This is a genomic window from Polaromonas sp. (assembly GCF_041689105.1).
Lineage (GTDB): Bacteria > Pseudomonadota > Gammaproteobacteria > Burkholderiales > Burkholderiaceae_C > Polaromonas.
In genome coordinates, this window is sequence record NZ_JBDNGU010000169.1 from 1 (window position 1) to 14,987 (window position 14,987).

The window sequence follows — 14,987 nt, forward strand, 5'->3', positions numbered from 1 at the left end:
GCGACGCACCGACGCGCCACGGCGCAATACGCGGCAGCGGCTGACCATTGCTCAGGTTGGTAGCGCGTACCGCATCACCTCGCAGTGCCAGGTCCAGCTGCGAGGCCCCCTCCAGCAAACGGATGTTGCCGCTGGCCTCAACGCCCGTGAAACGCGCCCTCACCTGCTCGTAGCGGAACTGTGCGAGCGCGTTGAACTCGGCACCCGATGCGGTGAAGCCCGGGTTGCCTGCATCTTCTACCGGGTTGAGCTCGCCGTCTTCGGCATTGCGTGTGACCCCGGTTGTCTGGTTCAGCGCGATGTAGTTCTTGAAGCGGCTCACATAGGTGTTGACCTTGAAGCTGTGACCGCCCCACTTCCAGGCGGCGCCCAGGTCGATGTTGTTCGACTGCTCTTTCGCCAGGTTGGCGTTGCCCACTTCATAAGCTGCAGTGGCGAGGTGCGGGCCGTCGGCAAACAGCTCATAGTCCTTTGGCGCACGCTCGGTGTAGGCCAGGTTGCCGGTGAGCTGCCAGCCCGGCGCGGCATTCCACAACGCGCCAAAGGCATAACTACCGGGTTTGAAGTCTTTCACAGCAGGGGTGAAGCGCGCCACCAAAGGGTTGCCGAAGGACTCAACTTTCACCGACTCCAGCCGCCCGCCCAAGCTCAGTTTGCCCCAGCCGGTGCCCAGCTCTTCATAGGCAAACACGGCCGACTGGGAGGTTTTGCTGAAGGGGGCAAAAGCCTCGGTGCCATCGGCAGAAAAGCGGTTGAAGTCGGTCTGCAAACCCAGCACGCCGTCGATGTTGCCGAGCTTCGCGTGGCGCGCCTCCAGCCGGAAATCGCTGCCCCTGTTCTTGAACACGGTGCCGACCGTGGCGCCTTCGAACTCGATGTGCCGGTAGTCGGTCTGGCTGTACTGGCCCTTGATGCTTTGAAACGGCCCGCCCAGGTTGCGCAATTCGCCTTCAATCGCGTACCGGTCGGACTTCATTCCGATGGTGACTTCGTCTTCGGCCACGGTGCCATAGGTGCTGCGGTAGTTGCTGGCCGATGCACCGAGGTAGCCGTTGTCGAAAAACACCGAGCCGCCGACCGCGCCGCCGTTTACGTCGCTGGCGGAATTGCAGATGCGCCGCGCCGTCGTCGTGACACCAGCCTTGGTGCAACTGAGGTCGCGCGGCACATTCACGTCACTGGTCTGGCGGTCAAAAGCATCAACATGCAGGCTGTAGCGCTGGTTGCCACCTTCCAGCAGCACGCCCTTGCCCCGCTCTGAATTGCCGCTGGCGGCATTGACATGCAGCTTGCCGCTGATGCCACCCTTTTCGTCAAACTGAGGCTCGCGCGGAATGCGGTTGTCGATCACATTGACCACGCCGCCAACCGCGCTGCCGCCGTACAGCAAGGCACCGGGCCCGCGCAAAACCTCGATGCGCTCGGTGCTCAAGGGGTCGATGGTCACCGCATGGTCGTAGCTGAGGCTGGAGGCATCGAGCGAGCCCCCACCGTTTGCCAGGATACGGATGCGGTCGCCGTCCAGCCCGCGGATGATGGGCCGGCTGGCGTTGGGGCCGAAGTAGGTGCTGCTGACGCCGGGCGTGCCGTCCAGCGTCCCGCCCAGTGTGGTTTTGGAGCGCAGCAGCAGGCCGTCGCCCGAGTACTGCGTAGCCGGTGCGATCAGGTCAGCCGCACCGAGCGGGTTGCCGGTGACGGTGATTTGCTGGAGGCTGGGCGGGGAAGTCTGCGCGTGCGCAGCCTGGCCAGCCAGCGCAAACAGGGTCAGGGTGGCGGTGCCGATGGCACTGCGGGGAAATGATTTTTTCATGAGGGCTCACTGAATCGGGGAGGACACGCCAACGGGCAGCCATGCAGGCGGCGCGGTCAGCAAATTCGGGGGGATTCAGAAAGCCAGGGGTGGGCCGCGTGCTTCAAAAAACGCGGCCCGGCGGGCGAGTGCCTCGCCCTCAAGAAAGTAAAAGAGGAAAGAGGCCAGCACCATGGGAAGTGCCATCAGGGGCAGGGCCGGCAGCACATCGCTGTGGCCAAGCTGGTCGTACACACGGCAATCGGACGCATCGGCATGCGCCGAGAAAAGTTCGTCCAGCCAGCCGTGGTCATCGGCGTGACCGTGCGCATGGTCGCTCGCGTCCAACGCGGCGGCATGCGCTACCTGCGCGACGCCGCCAGTGCCATGCACCAGCCCGTGCATCAGACCCAGCATGGGCGCGAGCAGCAGCACCAGGGCAAGAAAGCTCCAGACAGCCCGCTGTGCCATGCGCCTGATCAACATGCCTGCACGCCCCGTTTACTTCACCGTCACCGCATCGTTGATGCGGTAGTAGAGGCCGTAGGGGTCATCGTGCAGAACCTGCAGCCGGCCTTCCACCACCACCGGCTCCATGCTGTATTTGACCGGCGTTTTGGTCTTGACCTCGACCATGCTTTCAGGCCCACCCGGCAGACAGAAGGAGCAGGTCAGCGGCACCGACGAGAGCAGAAAGTGGCGCTGCTTTTCACCCGGCTCCAGCGGCATCATGAAGCCCTGGATACGCTGCGTCTTGCCGTTCATGCCGAGCTGGCTGGCAGTGAACACCGGCAGGATGCGGTTCTTCTCGTTTTTGGTCTTGACGTCGGTGAGCATTGACCAGGCCACCACGTCCTCGCGCGGGGTCAGCGGCGCGAACGGGCTGTTGGCGCCATGCACGCCGGCGCCCTTCCCAGCCACACCGTCGATGCTGCCCGGCAGGATGGAGGTGCCAGGCGCGGGCGGCTTGCTGGCGCCCGGCGGCAGGGGAGAACTCAGCTGCGCGTGCGCAGCACCGGCGGTGAGCAGCAGGCCCAGCAACAGCGGCTGAAGCTTGGGAACAATGCGTGCAGAAGGGGTCATGATTTCTCCAGGGTGCCGGGCTAGGTTCAATGCGCGTGTTTCATTCCGCAGTATTTGCCGACCGCCAGCCCCTTGCAAGAGGCCTGCAGGTCTTTCATGCAGATGTCCTCCTTCTTGCCGGACTCCAGGCACCTGGCAGCAGCCTCGTGCGCAGCGGCCATGGCGCGGTGGCGCTGGATGTCTTCTTTGGCCTCCTTGTCGCTGTGCTGCGCATTCGCTATCGAAACCGTAGCTGTCAGCGCAATCGTGGCAAGGGCTGCAAGCATTTTTGATACAAATTTTTTCATGATTTCACCTTGACTGCAAAAGTTCAAACACATTGACCCGGTAGGCCTCGTACGCGGGCAGCAGCGCGGACAGCAGCGCCACACCCACGGCCAGCGCCGGCACCCCCCACAGCCCGGGCGGCCACGACAAGGCGCCGACCAGAACAGATTTTTCAAGCTGCAGCAGCCAGCCCAGCAGCGCCATCAGGCCCTGCCCCGCCAGCATACCGATCAGCGTCGCCAGCAGTGCCAGCCACAGCGCCTCGCACAGCAGCAGCGCGGCCACCTTGCGCGGCGGCGCGCCCAGCATGCGCAGCAGCGCCAGGTCGGCGCGGCGCTCGCGCACCGCGCTCCACAGCGCAATGAAAACACTGAGCCCGGCGGTCAGCAGCAACACGCCGGCCAACGCGCGCAACACGTCGGTGCCCACGCCGATCAGATTCAGCAGGCGGGTGATTTCCAGCGCCGGTGCGGCAGCCTGCATCTCGGTAGTGGTGTTCACAAAGCGCGGAAACGTCACCGCCGCCAGCGGCGTGCGGTATTGAATCAGCGCCAGCGTGACCTCGCGCTCTTCTTCCAGCGCCTGTTTGTCTTCCGCATCCAGCGCGGTATCGCCCTCGTGCATTTTTTCGTGCACCTGCCAGACCGATTCCTGCGCGGTCAGCACCAGCCGGTCCAGCACCGAGCCGCTGGCAGCCAGCACGCCGCTGACCACATAAGGCGCCTGGTCGTGGCTGGCGCCGCCGCTGCCCAGGCCGTGGCTGCCAACAAACCGGTCGCCGGTTTTCAGGCCGGTCTGCGCCGCCACCTGCGCGCCTATCACCGCCTGCAGCGGCGCGGCCCAGACGCTGCCCTGCGCAAAGCTGGCCTGGTAATGCGCGATGTAGGCTGGAATGGTACCGACGATGCGGAACCCGCTGATGCTGTCGCCCAGGCTCAGGGGAATCAGCTTGGCCACCTGCGGGTGCTGCTCCAAGGCTTTGACCGCCGCAAGCGGCACATTGCCGGTTGGCACGTCCAGGTGAAACACGCCAGACAGAATCAGTTGCATCGGGCTGCCCTTGGCGCCCACCACCACGTCGATGCCAGCCAAATCGCGCTCGAACGCCTTGTCGATCTGATGGCTGACCAGCAGCACAAAACTCAGCGACGCCAACCCCAGGCTCAGCAACAGCAGGTTCAGGCCCGCCGCCAGCGGCCGCGACCACAAAAATCGCCAGGCGAATGCTACTGTTTTCATAGCTATTGACGCCTAAGGGATAAGGGCTGGAAGCCGATTTGACTATCAAGATTGGCCGCCACCCGTGCATCGTGCGTGGCGATCACCAGCGTGGCACCGTGGCGCCTGGCCGTCGTCTGCAACAGTTGCACGGCCTTCGCGGCCGCGTCGTCGTCCAGGCTGGCCGTCGGCTCGTCCGCCAGGATCACCTTGGGCTGCATCAAGACAGCACGCGCCAGTGCCACGCGCTGCGCCTGACCGCCCGAGAGCTGGGACGGCTTGCGTTGCGCCAGCTCGTCCACACCGAGCGCCGTCAGCGCCTCGTGGATGCGTGGGTCGTCCTGGGGCAAACCGGCCGCCCACTGTGCCATCGCCAGATTGGCGTGCACCGTCAGCGCGTCGCTCAAATGCAGTTTCTGCGGCAGAAAACCAATCGTTCTGGCACGCCAGGCGTCACCGGCGACCTTGCCCAGGGCCTGCATCGACTGCCCGGCGACGCTGATGTCGCCCGCCGTCGGCGCCAGCAGCCCCGCAGCCAGTGCCAGCCAGGTCGACTTGCCCGCGCCGGATGCACCGCGCAGCAGCAACACCCCGCCCTGCGCCACGTCGATGTCCTCAAAACGCAGCGCCGAACCACCGGCGTAGCCATAGGCGAGTTGACGCGTGCTGATCATGAAGCCGCGCTCCGCTGGTGAGGGCCGTCCGGACTTGCCGTCGCGCATTCGGCGCACACGCCGCGCACCGCAAAGTCCAGGCTCATGCCCTCATAACCCAACGCCTTGAGCGCCTCCAGCGCTGTTTGCGCCGCCCGCTCCAGATCGTCCGCGCTGGCCTGCAACGCAGTTTCCAGTGGGCTGTCGCGGTGGCAGCTCTGGCATTCAAAGTGCGGCATTGCATGCACACCAGCCGGCATCGCCTGGTAACGCCGCACCCGGTTGGCGTCCACGCGGCATAGCAGCAGGCCAACTTGTGTGAGGCGGTCGATCAGGCGGTAAAGCGTGACGCGATCCAGGCTCTCCCCCTCGCCCTTCCAGGTCATTGCTGACAGAGCCTGTCCCGGACTGGGTCCGGGAATCCGCAATCCAGGCTGTTCTTCCCCTGTGGCCAGCGCCGCCTGCAACTGGGCATGGGTGTAACTGGTGTCCGGATGCGCCAGCAGCCAGCCCAGCACACGGCGCGCAGCATGGGTGCGCCGAAGTCCATGGGCGGACAGCAGGGCATCTATGGGGTCTATGGCGTTGTCGGAAAGGTTGGAGGCCATTTGCTTTGGGAATTTGTGCGTAGCCAGAGTGACCACGCACGTTAACGCAATTTGGTTGCATTATCACCGACTCTTGGGCCCGATTGGCCGTACCGACGCAGGCAGGCCCTTCTTTTTTTCAGCCAGAACCTGGCAAACGCCGCTTCACCGCGCCGCCAGCGCAGCAGGCCAAAGAGGCTATTCAGCGCGGAATTTACGGCGCTTCACACCCAGCGGCGAACGCGCGTTTTATATGCCGCATAACCGTCGCCGAAGATGGACGACAGCACGCGCTCCTCCGGGTCAATCTGGAAACGATTGATATACACCACATAAAGAAACAGAAAGACCAGCGTCGGCGGGCTGGCCAGGAAAGCCGCCCAGCCCAGCAGCGTGAGCAGCAGGCCAAGGTACATGGGGTTGCGCGTGAAAGAAAAAATGCCGCCTGTCACCAGCGCCGATGAGGTAGCCGGCTTGAACGGGTTGAGGGTTGTTCTGGCACGCCGAAATGAAACGATGCCGGAGATGCTGATGCCTTGACCGATGACCAGCAAAACCAGCGCCGCGCTCAGGCGATAGACCAGCGGTATCGGGATGGAACCAAACAGAAAAGACGTGAGCCACATCAGCAGCGCGATGACCAACGCTACCGCGGGCGGGGGGATTTTGAGTTCAAATGTGGTCATAGCGGGGAGCTCCAGGTTCGACGATGATGCCAGAGACTACGGGCTTCTAGGGAGTGCGGACAACGGGGGCAAGCTCACCCACGCTTGGCGCTGTATAAACAAGCCACCATGACAGACAAACCCAAAGTTGAAGCGCCAGCCGTTTCCCAACGTCCCACCCACCTGCATACCCACACCTTCCACGGCTTAGCGCCCGGCCCCAAGTTGCTGGTCCTGGGCGCTGTGCACGGCAATGAAGTGTGCGGCGCCAAGGCCATCACACAGCTGCTGCAAGACATCGACAGCGGGCAGCTCAACATCGAACGCGGCAGCGTGACCTTTGTGCCCGTCACCAACCCGCTGGCCCACCAGTTGCAGCTGCGCATCGGCGACCGCAACCTGAACCGCAATATGGCGCCCAGTGCGATTCCGCAAGATTTTGAAGACCGCATTGCGAATGTGCTGTGCCCGTTGCTGGATGCGCACGACGTGCTGCTGGACCTGCATTCTTTCCACACCGGTGGCGCGCCTTTCGTGATGATTGGCCCGCAGGACAACAGCGGCACGCTGGAGCCTTTCACGCACGCCGAGGCAGAAATGCGGCTGGCCGTGTGCACCGGTGCGCCGCGTATTGTGGAAGGCTGGCTGGACACCTATGCGCGTGGTGTGTCGCGGCGCGCTGCGGCGCCCACCGCCACCGGCACCGCCCGTGCGCAGACGCTGGTGACCAACCCCAACTACGGCGTGGGCACGACCGAATACATGCGCTCACGCGGCGGTTACGGCGTGACGCTGGAGTGCGGCCAGCATGACGACCCCCAGGCGGTGCAGGTCGCGCGCCGGGCAATTTTGCAGACACTGGCGCTGCTGGACATGGCATCCGTTCCGCCGGAGCCGGTACCGGCAGACCGCGAAATCCTGCGCCTGGTCGATGTGACCGACCGTGAACACGCGGGTGACAGCTTCAGCCGCGAGTGGCGCAGCTTTGACGCGGTGAAGGCCGGCGAGCTGATTGGCGTGCGCCACAGCGGCTTTCAGGTGAAGGCGCCGCACGACGGCTTTGTGGTGTTTCCGAATCCGCGCGCCGAGCCGGGGCAGGAATGGTTTTACATGGCGCGGCGCAGGCCCTGACAAACGCCGCTGAGCCGTTTCACTCCTCAGCCCTCGCGTATTCCACGAAAGCTTTGCGAAACTTGGCCAGGCAGGCTTATGTTATTGGCCCGGCGCACGCCATTGAAGGGCGGGCAGGGCCATTGGTATGAATCACGCTGCCTGCAACAAAAACTCTACTTTGACAGCCTCAAACGGAAACACAACGCCACCACCTTCCGCACGGTCTAGAACGCCTGCATTCAGCAATGCAGTAATGTCAGAGTGAACCGCTTTGACATCGCGCTGCACGCGGCGAGCCGCTTCACGAATGGACACCGGGCCGGCACCACACAAAATTTTCAACAACTCCCAGCGCTTTGCCGTCAGAACTTGCCAGAGAAGCTCTGGCGTCGCAAAACCAATCCGCGCCGAGCGTTCAGGCTTGCCAGTCTTCCAGGACTGCACAAAGTTTTCCATGGACGCTTCAGGGGATCGAACCTCAAGAACCACTGTTTTCATCGTTCCACCTCGCTATGTCAGTTTGAAAATCGGCTATTAATTTTCCGGACGTATTGAATCTGTACCTGCTCTTGCTTGCACCGAAATGGCGATGGTCACCTTTGCCGATTTCGTTGTCATACCGCACCACGCAAACCGCGTCCACGACGTAGGCCAGTCGGTACTTGTAGTCATGGGGCGAACCTGCCACGGCGGTCGGGACCCGCCAGAGAACCAGCTCGGCAAAAGACCTGTCCGAATAAACGATCCGTGTGCGCGCCAGCAGCAATGCCTTCATGTTGGAGAGTATGACAACACCCAAGAATGTTGTCAATTACTCCATCACACCATCCGAAGGCATGCCGGGGCGATGCCCTTCAACCCGGCTCAAGCCTTGGCGTATTCCGAAAATGTCTTGCGAAACTTGGCAACCTTGGGGCCAGCCACCGCCATGCAGTAGCCCTGATCCGGGTTTTTCTCGAAGAAGTCCTGGTGGTATTCCTCGGCGGCGGAATAGTTGCTCAGCGGCAGCACCTCGGTCACCACTGGCTTGCCAAACAGGTTGTCGCGGTTCAAGGTGTTGACCATGTCTTCGGCCACCTGCTTTTGTTCAGGCGTCGAATAATAGATGCCGCTGCGGTACTGTGTGCCGCTGTCATTGCCCTGACGGTTCAGCGTGGTCGGGTCATGGATGACGTAGAAGATTTCAAGAATCGCCCGCAAGCTGATCTCCGACGGGCCGTACACCAGCTTGACCACCTCGTTGTGCCCGGTGGTGCCGGTACACACCTGCTCATAACTCGGCTTGTCGACGTGGCCGTTGCTGTAACCCGATTCGACATCCACAATGCCGCGCACCTGCACAAACACCGCCTCGGTGCACCAGAAGCAGCCGCCACCCAGCGTGATGGTTTCCAGGGCGCCGCCCGTGATGGGGTTTTGTTCCATAAGTTGTCCTTTTTTTACGTCAACGATCAAGAGGCCCATCATCCGGGAAAATGTCCAGTCGCTCTCCGGGTGGCCGAAAAACCCCCTGCGCGGTGTCCGGGCTCCGGTTTTTAGTGGTCAAATCAGGCTCCAGCCCTTTCCAAACAAGCGCAAGCAGCTATTAATTTGAGAGCATTCAATGATTGCACCAGGTGAACTCAAACCGGTCCTGACCACCTTGGCGCTGCCGCCCGCCTCGCTGCTGCTGTTGATCGGCCTGGGGCTGGTGCTGGCAGCACGCAGGAGGGCGTCCGGCCTGGCCCTGGTCTGGCTGGGCGCCACGCTGCTTTGGCTGCTGAGCTGCCACGCCGTGGCGGTGTGGCTGGCGCTGAACCTGCTGCCGCAGCAGACCGCCCTGTCGGTGGCCGCGCTCAAAAGCAGTGACGCCCAGGCCATCGTGGTGCTGGGCGGTGGGGTGCACCCAGTGGCGCCCGAATACGCTGGGCCGCAGGCCGCACCGGCAGCCGCCATGCGCTTGCGTTATGGCGCCTGGCTGGCGCGGCAAAGCGGTTTGCCAGTGGCTTTTGCCGGTGGCCCCGGATGGGGTGCCGCGCAGGCGCAAGCCCTGTCCGAAGGCGAAGTGGTGCGCCGCGCTGCCTTGCAGGACTACGGGCTGACCCTGCGCTGGGTGGACAGCCAGTCGCGTGACACCGCCGAAAACGCGCGCCAGTTGCGCCCGCTGCTGCAAAAAGACGGTGTTCAGCGGATTGCGCTGGTCACCCACGCGTCGCACATGCCGCGTGCGGTCAGGGCTTTCGAAGATGCGGGCTTCACGGTGGTCCCCGCGCCCATGGGCTTCATCCTGCCCAGCCGCAGCGGCTTGCTGGAATGGCTGCCGTCGTCCGATGGCCTGGAGGCGTCGCGCACGGTGCTGAAGGAATGGCTGGGCCTTTGGGCGCAGCGGTTTACCTGAGCTTTACCTCGCAACCCGCGCCGACGCGGCTTGACGGACTCGGGGTGAGTCGCTACATTAATAACCAGTCAGTCATTAAAAATGTCCCTCTCCAAATTCATCTCTGAACAGACCGCGACCCTGTCCGCCAAACGCGAACGGCGCAAGGAAGCCCGCCCCGGTGAACTGCTCGACGCCGCGCTGGACCTGTTCGTCGAAAAAGGCTTTACCGCCACCCGCGCCGAAGAAGTGGCGGCGCGCGCCGGCGTCTCCAAGGGCACGCTGTTCCTTTATTTCCAGAGCAAGGAAGAGCTGTTCAAGGCTGTGGTGCGCGAGAACATCTCCGGCCGCTTCAAGGAATGGAACGAGGAGTTCGAGACCTTTGAAGGCACGGCCGCCGAGATGCTGGCCTATTGCATGACGGTCTGGTGGGAGCGTGTGGGCGTCACCCGCGCCTCCGGCATCACCAAACTCATGATGAGCGAGGCTGGCAACTTCCCCGAGATCACCGCCTTTTATCAGCAAGAGGTCATCCAGCCTGGCCAGACCCTGATCCGCCGCATCATGCAGCGCGGCATCGACCGTGGCGAGTTCCGGCCCATGGACCTGGACTACGCCATCTACAGCGTGATTGCCCCCATGATTTTCCTGATCCTCAGCAAACACTCGGCAGGCACCTGCGGCGACCCTACGCTGCCGGGCAATGCCGAAAAATACATCGCTGCCCAGGTCGACACCCTTCTTCACGGCATCTCCACTCAAGCACCGGGCAAACAAACCGGAAAAGGCAAGGCATGAAACGCTGGATCAAATGGGCGGTTGTTGCCCTGGTTCTACTGGCCCTGGCGGCCGCCGTGCTGGGGGCGCTGTCTGCGCGCAAGACCCAGCAACAGGCGCTGGCCATCAGCACGGCCGGCAAGGCGCCGGCCGTGGTCGAGCTGGCCGCGAGTGATGTGGTGCAGGCGAAAACCCGCCAACTCAGCCAGGGGCTGGCGCTGTCCGGGCCGCTCAAGGCCTTCAACTCGGTCTTTGTCAAGGCGCGCGTGGCCGGCGAGCTGCAGGGTTTGAGCCTGCGTGAAGGGGACACGGTCAAGGCCGGCCAGGTGGTCGCGCGGGTCGACGCCAGCGAATACCAGTCACGGGTGCAGCAGGCGCAGCAGCAGGCCGAATCGGCCAGGGCGCAGGTCGACATCGTGCAGCGCCAGTTCGACAACAACCAGGCGCTGGTCAACCAGGGCTTTATCTCCAAAACCGCGCTGGACGCGTCGCAGGCCAACCTCAACGCTGGCAAGGCCAACCACAACGCGGCGCTGGCGGCGGTGGCTGTGGCAAAAAAATCACTGGACGACACGGTGCTGCGCGCGCCGCTCTCGGGCCAGGTCGCGCAGCGGCTGGCGCAGCCGGGCGAACGTGTCGGCATCGACGCCAGGGTGCTGGAGATCGTGGACCTGAGCCGACTTGAGCTCGAAGCCAGCCTCAGCGCCGCTGATGTCCTGGCCGTGCGACCGGGCCAGAGCGCCGTGCTGCAGATCGAAGGCACGGCGCAAAACGTCACCGCCACCGTGGCGCGTATCAACCCCAGTGCGCAGGCCGGCAGCCGCAGCGTGCTGGTTTACCTGAGCATCGACAACAGCACCCTGGGCCTGCGCCAGGGCCTGTTTGCGCAGGGCACGCTGGGCACAACAAAGGTGTCAGCCCTCGCCGTACCGGTCAGCGCGGTGCGCACGGACAAACCTGCATCCTATGTGCAGGTGGTGGAAAACCAGCAGGTGGCGCACAAGCCGGTCGAGCTGGGTGCCCGCGGCCAGGACACAGCAAGCGGCAGCGCCGCCGGTGAAACCATGGTGGCCGTCAAGGGACTGGCTGAGAACGCCGTGGTACTTCGGGGGGCAGTCGGCAGCCTGCGTGAAGGCACGGCCGTGAAATTCACGCAGGCCCCCGCCTGGGCTTTGCCGGCGGCACCCGCGGCGCCATCGCCCAAAGCCTTCTAAAAAGAGAAGACCCCGCCATGTGGTTCACCCGCGTCAGTCTGAAGAACCCGGTATTCGCCACCATGGTCATGCTGGCCATCGTGGTGCTGGGCCTGTTTTCCTACCAGCGGCTGCAGGTGGACCAGTTCCCGAACATTGATTTCCCGGTCGTCGTGGTCACCACCGAATACCCGGGCGCTTCGCCCGAGATTATCGAAAGCGAAGTCACCAAAAAGATCGAGGAAGGCGTCAACTCGATTGCCGGCATCAGCGCCCTGACCTCGCGCAGCTACGAAGGCATGTCGGTCGTCATCATCGAGTTCCAGTTGCACATCGACGGGCGCAAGGCAGCAGAAGACGTGCGCGAAAAGATCGCCTCGCTGCGCCCACTGCTGCGCGACGAAGTGAAAGAACCGCGTGTGCTGCGATTCGACCCGGCCAGCCGGGCCATCTGGTCAGTGGCTGTGCTGCCGGTTGCGGGGAGCGGTACCACAGCAACGGTCTCACCTACTGCTGTTGAACTGACCAACTGGGCTGACCAGGTACTCAAAAAGCGGTTGGAGAACGTGCGCGGCGTCGGCGCGGTCAATCTGGTGGGCGGCAGCAAGCGCGAGATCAACATCTACCTGAACCCGCAGGCCATGGAGGCGCTGGGTATCACGGCCGACCAGGTCGCCAATGCGGTGCGCAGCGAAAACCAGGATCTGCCAGTAGGCACCATCCGCTCGCTGGCGCAGGAACGTATCGTCAAGATCGACGCCCGCATGAAGCGGCCCGAAGACTTTGGCCGGATCATCGTCGCGCGCAAGCCGTCTGCCACGGGTTCAGCCACGGCGGTGACGGTAGCGCAAGTGGCCACAGTGCGCGACGGCTCGCAGGAAGTCGACAGCCTGGCGCTGTACAACGGCCAGCGCACCCTGCTGCTGACGGTGCAGAAAGCGCAGGACGAAAACACCATCGCCGTCGTGGATGGGCTCAACCAGGCCATTGCGGAGCTCAAGACCCGCTTACCGGCAGGCATCCGGCTGGAGCTGGTTTCCGATGGCTCCCGCCCGATTCGTGTGGCTGTTGAAAACGTGCGCCGAACGCTGATCGAAGGCGCGCTGCTGACGGTACTGATCGTCTTCCTGTTCCTGAACTCCTGGCGCTCGACGGTGATCACCGGCCTGACGCTGCCGATCTCCATCATCGGCACCTTTCTGTTCATGAACATGTTCGGCTTCACCATCAACATGATCACGCTGATGGCACTGAGCCTGTGCGTCGGCCTGCTGATCGACGACGCGATCGTGGTGCGTGAGAACATCGTGCGGCATGTGCAGATGGGCAAGTTGCCCTACCAGGCCTCGCTGGACGGCACGCAGGAGATTGGCCTGGCGGTGCTTGCCACCACTTTTTCCATCGTCGCAGTGTTCCTGCCCATCGGTTTCATGGGCGGCATCATCGGCAAGTTTTTTCATGAGTTCGGCATCACCATCGTCGCGGCGGTGCTGATATCGATGTTTGTCAGCTTCACGCTGGACCCCATGTTGTCGAGCATCTGGCACGACCCCAGCATTGAGACCCATGGCAAGCACCATGCGCCCGTGACTTTTTACGACAAAACCATAGGCCGCGTGACGGCCTGGTTTGATCGCGCCACCGACTCGCTGGCCGAAACCTACCAGCGCATCCTGCGCTGGTCGCTGGTGCACAAGCTCGCCACCGTCGGGCTGGCCGTGGTCATTTTCATCACCAGCATTTTCATGGTGCCGCTGCTGGGAACGGAGTTTGTGCCCAAGGCCGACTTCTCGGAAACCTCGCTGACCTTCTACACCCCGGTGGGCTCGTCGCTTGAAGCCACCGAGGCCAAGGCCGCGCAGGTCGAATCCATCCTGCGGGAGCTGCCCGAAGTCAGGTACACCGTCGCCACCATCAACTCGGGCAATGCCCAGGGCAAGATGTACGCCAGCATTTATGTGCGTCTGGTGGATCGCAAGGCACGCAGCCGCAGCGTGGACGAGCTGTCCAGCGTGTTGCGCGAGCGGCTCAGGCAAGTGGCCGGCATCACGGTGACCCATGTAGGCCTGCTCGACTCGGTGGGTGGCAACAAACAGGTGGAGTTTTCACTGCAGGGGCCCGACCTCAAGGAGCTGGAGCGCCTGACCCGGCTGGCTACGGAGCGCATCAGCACCATCCCCGGCCTGGTGGACCTGGACTCCAGCCTCAAGCCCGACAAGCCGACCCTGGAGATCAACGTCAAGCGCGATGCTGCCTCTGACCTGGGCCTGACGGTGTCGCAGATTGCCACCTCGCTGCGCACCCTGGTGGCCGGGCAGACCGTCGGCAACTGGCGCGCGCCGGACGACCAGACCTATGACGTGAACGTGCGCCTGGCGCCCGAAGCCCGCAATGCCCCACAAGACCTGGAACGCCTGCCCTTTTTGAGCAGCGCGATTGGCAGCAACGCCGATGGCTCGGCACGCACCGTTCGCCTTGGTCAGCTGGCCACGGTGAAAGAAACCACCGGACCGAACCAGATCAACCGGCGCGACCTCACGCGCGAAGTCGCGATCAATGCCAACGTGTACAACCGCTCAGCCGGCGAGGTCTCCGGCGACATCCGCAAAGCACTCGACGGCATCAGTTTCCCGCCGGGTTACCGCTACCAGTTCGGCGGCTCGACTAAAAACATGGCCGAGTCGTTTGGTTACGCCATCTCGGCCTTGGTCATGGCCATCCTTTTCATCTACATGATCCTGGCCAGCCAGTTCAAGAGCTTTTTGCAGCCGCTGGCGCTGATGACCTCGCTGCCGCTGACATTGATCGGCGTGGTGCTGGCACTGATGCTGTTCCGCTCGACGCTGTCGATGTTTTCCATCATCGGTGTGGTGATGCTGATGGGGCTGGTCACCAAAAACGCCATCCTGCTGGTCGATTTCGCCATCCGTATGCGCGATGCAGGCATGGAGCGCAGCGAAGCCCTGCTGATGGCTGCGCGGGTGCGGCTGCGCCCCATCCTGATGACCACGCTGGCCATGATTTTCGGCATGGTGCCGCTGGCTTTTGCGCTGACCGAAGGTTCAGAGCAGCGCGCACCCATGGGCCAGGCCGTCATTGGTGGTGTCATCACCTCGTCGCTGCTGACGCTGGTGGTGGTGCCCGTCACCTATTGCTACCTCGACGACCTGGCGCAGTGGCTCAAACGCCGCTTCACCGGCAAGCGCGCCCCCGCCGTTGCCCCCGTCGACCCCGTGGTCCCCCGCTAAAATCAAAGGTTGATCCACAGCCCCCACCGCTATTTCAC

Annotated in this window: 16 protein-coding genes; 5 read left to right on the forward strand and 11 right to left on the reverse strand. The window is 63.3% G+C overall.

The features are described 5' to 3' along the window. The 8 genes from ACESMT_RS17195 to ACESMT_RS17230 all read right to left on the reverse strand — a co-directional run. Positions 1-1,810: TonB-dependent receptor (locus ACESMT_RS17195; protein WP_372827819.1), on the reverse strand; the 1,810-nt coding region annotated here is incomplete at its 3' end. A 75-nt stretch (positions 1,811-1,885) separates the two neighbouring features. Further along, positions 1,886-2,260, reverse strand: coding sequence for a hypothetical protein (locus tag ACESMT_RS17200; RefSeq protein ID WP_372827820.1), 375 nt, complete (start codon positions 2,258-2,260; stop codon positions 1,886-1,888). Positions 2,261-2,290: 30 nt separating this feature from the next. After that, entirely contained in the window at positions 2,291-2,872 is a 582-nt protein-coding gene (locus tag ACESMT_RS17205) for a DUF3299 domain-containing protein (protein WP_372827821.1), read from the reverse strand. A gap of 26 nt (positions 2,873-2,898) precedes the next feature. After that, on the reverse strand, positions 2,899-3,159 hold the full coding sequence (locus ACESMT_RS17210) for a hypothetical protein (RefSeq protein ID WP_372827822.1): 261 nt from the start codon (positions 3,157-3,159) through the stop codon (positions 2,899-2,901). A 4-nt stretch (positions 3,160-3,163) separates the two neighbouring features. After that, the gene (locus ACESMT_RS17215; RefSeq protein WP_372827823.1) at positions 3,164-4,378 is read right to left on the reverse strand and encodes an ABC transporter permease; all 1,215 of its coding nucleotides are present in this window, start codon (positions 4,376-4,378) and stop codon (positions 3,164-3,166) included. Positions 4,379-4,380: 2 nt separating this feature from the next. Then, a complete protein-coding gene (locus ACESMT_RS17220) occupies positions 4,381-5,031 on the reverse strand; it encodes an ABC transporter ATP-binding protein (protein ID WP_372827824.1) in 651 nt (216 codons plus the stop codon). Beyond that, a complete protein-coding gene (locus ACESMT_RS17225; protein WP_372827825.1) occupies positions 5,028-5,618 on the reverse strand; it encodes a Fur family transcriptional regulator in 591 nt (196 codons plus the stop codon). The genes ACESMT_RS17220 and ACESMT_RS17225 overlap by 4 nt, the downstream gene beginning before the upstream one ends. Positions 5,619-5,821: 203 nt before the next feature. Beyond that, positions 5,822-6,283, reverse strand: coding sequence for an isoprenylcysteine carboxylmethyltransferase family protein (locus ACESMT_RS17230; protein ID WP_372827826.1), 462 nt, complete (start codon positions 6,281-6,283; stop codon positions 5,822-5,824). Between the two features lie 108 nt (positions 6,284-6,391). On the opposite strand from ACESMT_RS17230, the gene ACESMT_RS17235 reads away from it, so the two are divergent. Continuing rightward, positions 6,392-7,393, forward strand: a complete 1,002-nt coding sequence (locus ACESMT_RS17235) for a succinylglutamate desuccinylase/aspartoacylase family protein (RefSeq protein WP_372827827.1) — start codon at positions 6,392-6,394, stop codon at positions 7,391-7,393. 132 nt (positions 7,394-7,525) lie between these two features. Here the strand turns inward: ACESMT_RS17235 and ACESMT_RS17240 are convergent, their stop codons facing one another. From ACESMT_RS17240 to msrA, 3 genes are all read right to left on the reverse strand, one after another. After that, complete coding sequence (locus ACESMT_RS17240; RefSeq protein ID WP_372827828.1) at positions 7,526-7,873, reverse strand: DNA-binding protein; 348 nt, start codon at positions 7,871-7,873, stop codon at positions 7,526-7,528. After that, positions 7,854-8,150, reverse strand: coding sequence for a DUF6516 family protein (locus tag ACESMT_RS17245; RefSeq protein WP_372827829.1), 297 nt, complete (start codon positions 8,148-8,150; stop codon positions 7,854-7,856). Before ACESMT_RS17245 ends, ACESMT_RS17240 begins: the two co-directional genes overlap by 20 nt. 89 nt (positions 8,151-8,239) lie before the next feature. Further along, the gene (gene msrA, locus ACESMT_RS17250; RefSeq protein WP_372827830.1) at positions 8,240-8,800 is read right to left on the reverse strand and encodes a peptide-methionine (S)-S-oxide reductase MsrA; all 561 of its coding nucleotides are present in this window, start codon (positions 8,798-8,800) and stop codon (positions 8,240-8,242) included. Between the two features lie 178 nt (positions 8,801-8,978). Between msrA and ACESMT_RS17255 the strand changes: the two genes are divergently transcribed. From ACESMT_RS17255 to ACESMT_RS17270, 4 genes are all read left to right on the forward strand, one after another. After that, the gene (locus ACESMT_RS17255) at positions 8,979-9,752 is read left to right on the forward strand and encodes a YdcF family protein (protein ID WP_372827831.1); all 774 of its coding nucleotides are present in this window, start codon (positions 8,979-8,981) and stop codon (positions 9,750-9,752) included. Between the two features lie 81 nt (positions 9,753-9,833). Beyond that, a complete protein-coding gene (locus ACESMT_RS17260) occupies positions 9,834-10,529 on the forward strand; it encodes a TetR/AcrR family transcriptional regulator (RefSeq protein WP_372827832.1) in 696 nt (231 codons plus the stop codon). Further along, on the forward strand, positions 10,526-11,722 hold the full coding sequence (locus ACESMT_RS17265; protein WP_372827833.1) for an efflux RND transporter periplasmic adaptor subunit: 1,197 nt from the start codon (positions 10,526-10,528) through the stop codon (positions 11,720-11,722). Before ACESMT_RS17260 ends, ACESMT_RS17265 begins: the two co-directional genes overlap by 4 nt. Positions 11,723-11,739: 17 nt before the next feature. Next, complete coding sequence (locus ACESMT_RS17270; protein WP_372827834.1) at positions 11,740-14,949, forward strand: efflux RND transporter permease subunit; 3,210 nt, start codon at positions 11,740-11,742, stop codon at positions 14,947-14,949. Positions 14,950-14,987: the final 38 nt, after the last annotated feature.

What these genes read in the sequence shown, in the direction of transcription:
- ACESMT_RS17235 (WP_372827827.1), top strand. Translation starts at nt 6,392, where the DNA reads ATGACAGACAAACCCAAAGTTGAAGCGCCAGCCGTTTCCCAACGTCCC.
- ACESMT_RS17220 (WP_372827824.1), bottom strand. Translation starts at nt 5,031, where the DNA reads ATGATCAGCACGCGTCAACTCGCCTATGGCTACGCCGGTGGTTCGGCG.
- msrA (WP_372827830.1), bottom strand. Translation starts at nt 8,800, where the DNA reads ATGGAACAAAACCCCATCACGGGCGGCGCCCTGGAAACCATCACGCTG.
- ACESMT_RS17245 (WP_372827829.1), bottom strand. Translation starts at nt 8,150, where the DNA reads ATGAAGGCATTGCTGCTGGCGCGCACACGGATCGTTTATTCGGACAGG.
- ACESMT_RS17215 (WP_372827823.1), bottom strand. Translation starts at nt 4,378, where the DNA reads ATGAAAACAGTAGCATTCGCCTGGCGATTTTTGTGGTCGCGGCCGCTG.
- ACESMT_RS17270 (WP_372827834.1), top strand. Translation starts at nt 11,740, where the DNA reads ATGTGGTTCACCCGCGTCAGTCTGAAGAACCCGGTATTCGCCACCATG.
- ACESMT_RS17260 (WP_372827832.1), top strand. Translation starts at nt 9,834, where the DNA reads ATGTCCCTCTCCAAATTCATCTCTGAACAGACCGCGACCCTGTCCGCC.
- ACESMT_RS17265 (WP_372827833.1), top strand. Translation starts at nt 10,526, where the DNA reads ATGAAACGCTGGATCAAATGGGCGGTTGTTGCCCTGGTTCTACTGGCC.
- ACESMT_RS17255 (WP_372827831.1), top strand. Translation starts at nt 8,979, where the DNA reads ATGATTGCACCAGGTGAACTCAAACCGGTCCTGACCACCTTGGCGCTG.
- ACESMT_RS17225 (WP_372827825.1), bottom strand. Translation starts at nt 5,618, where the DNA reads ATGGCCTCCAACCTTTCCGACAACGCCATAGACCCCATAGATGCCCTG.
- ACESMT_RS17230 (WP_372827826.1), bottom strand. Translation starts at nt 6,283, where the DNA reads ATGACCACATTTGAACTCAAAATCCCCCCGCCCGCGGTAGCGTTGGTC.
- ACESMT_RS17240 (WP_372827828.1), bottom strand. Translation starts at nt 7,873, where the DNA reads ATGAAAACAGTGGTTCTTGAGGTTCGATCCCCTGAAGCGTCCATGGAA.
- ACESMT_RS17210 (WP_372827822.1), bottom strand. Translation starts at nt 3,159, where the DNA reads ATGAAAAAATTTGTATCAAAAATGCTTGCAGCCCTTGCCACGATTGCG.
- ACESMT_RS17205 (WP_372827821.1), bottom strand. Translation starts at nt 2,872, where the DNA reads ATGACCCCTTCTGCACGCATTGTTCCCAAGCTTCAGCCGCTGTTGCTG.
- ACESMT_RS17200 (WP_372827820.1), bottom strand. Translation starts at nt 2,260, where the DNA reads ATGGCACAGCGGGCTGTCTGGAGCTTTCTTGCCCTGGTGCTGCTGCTC.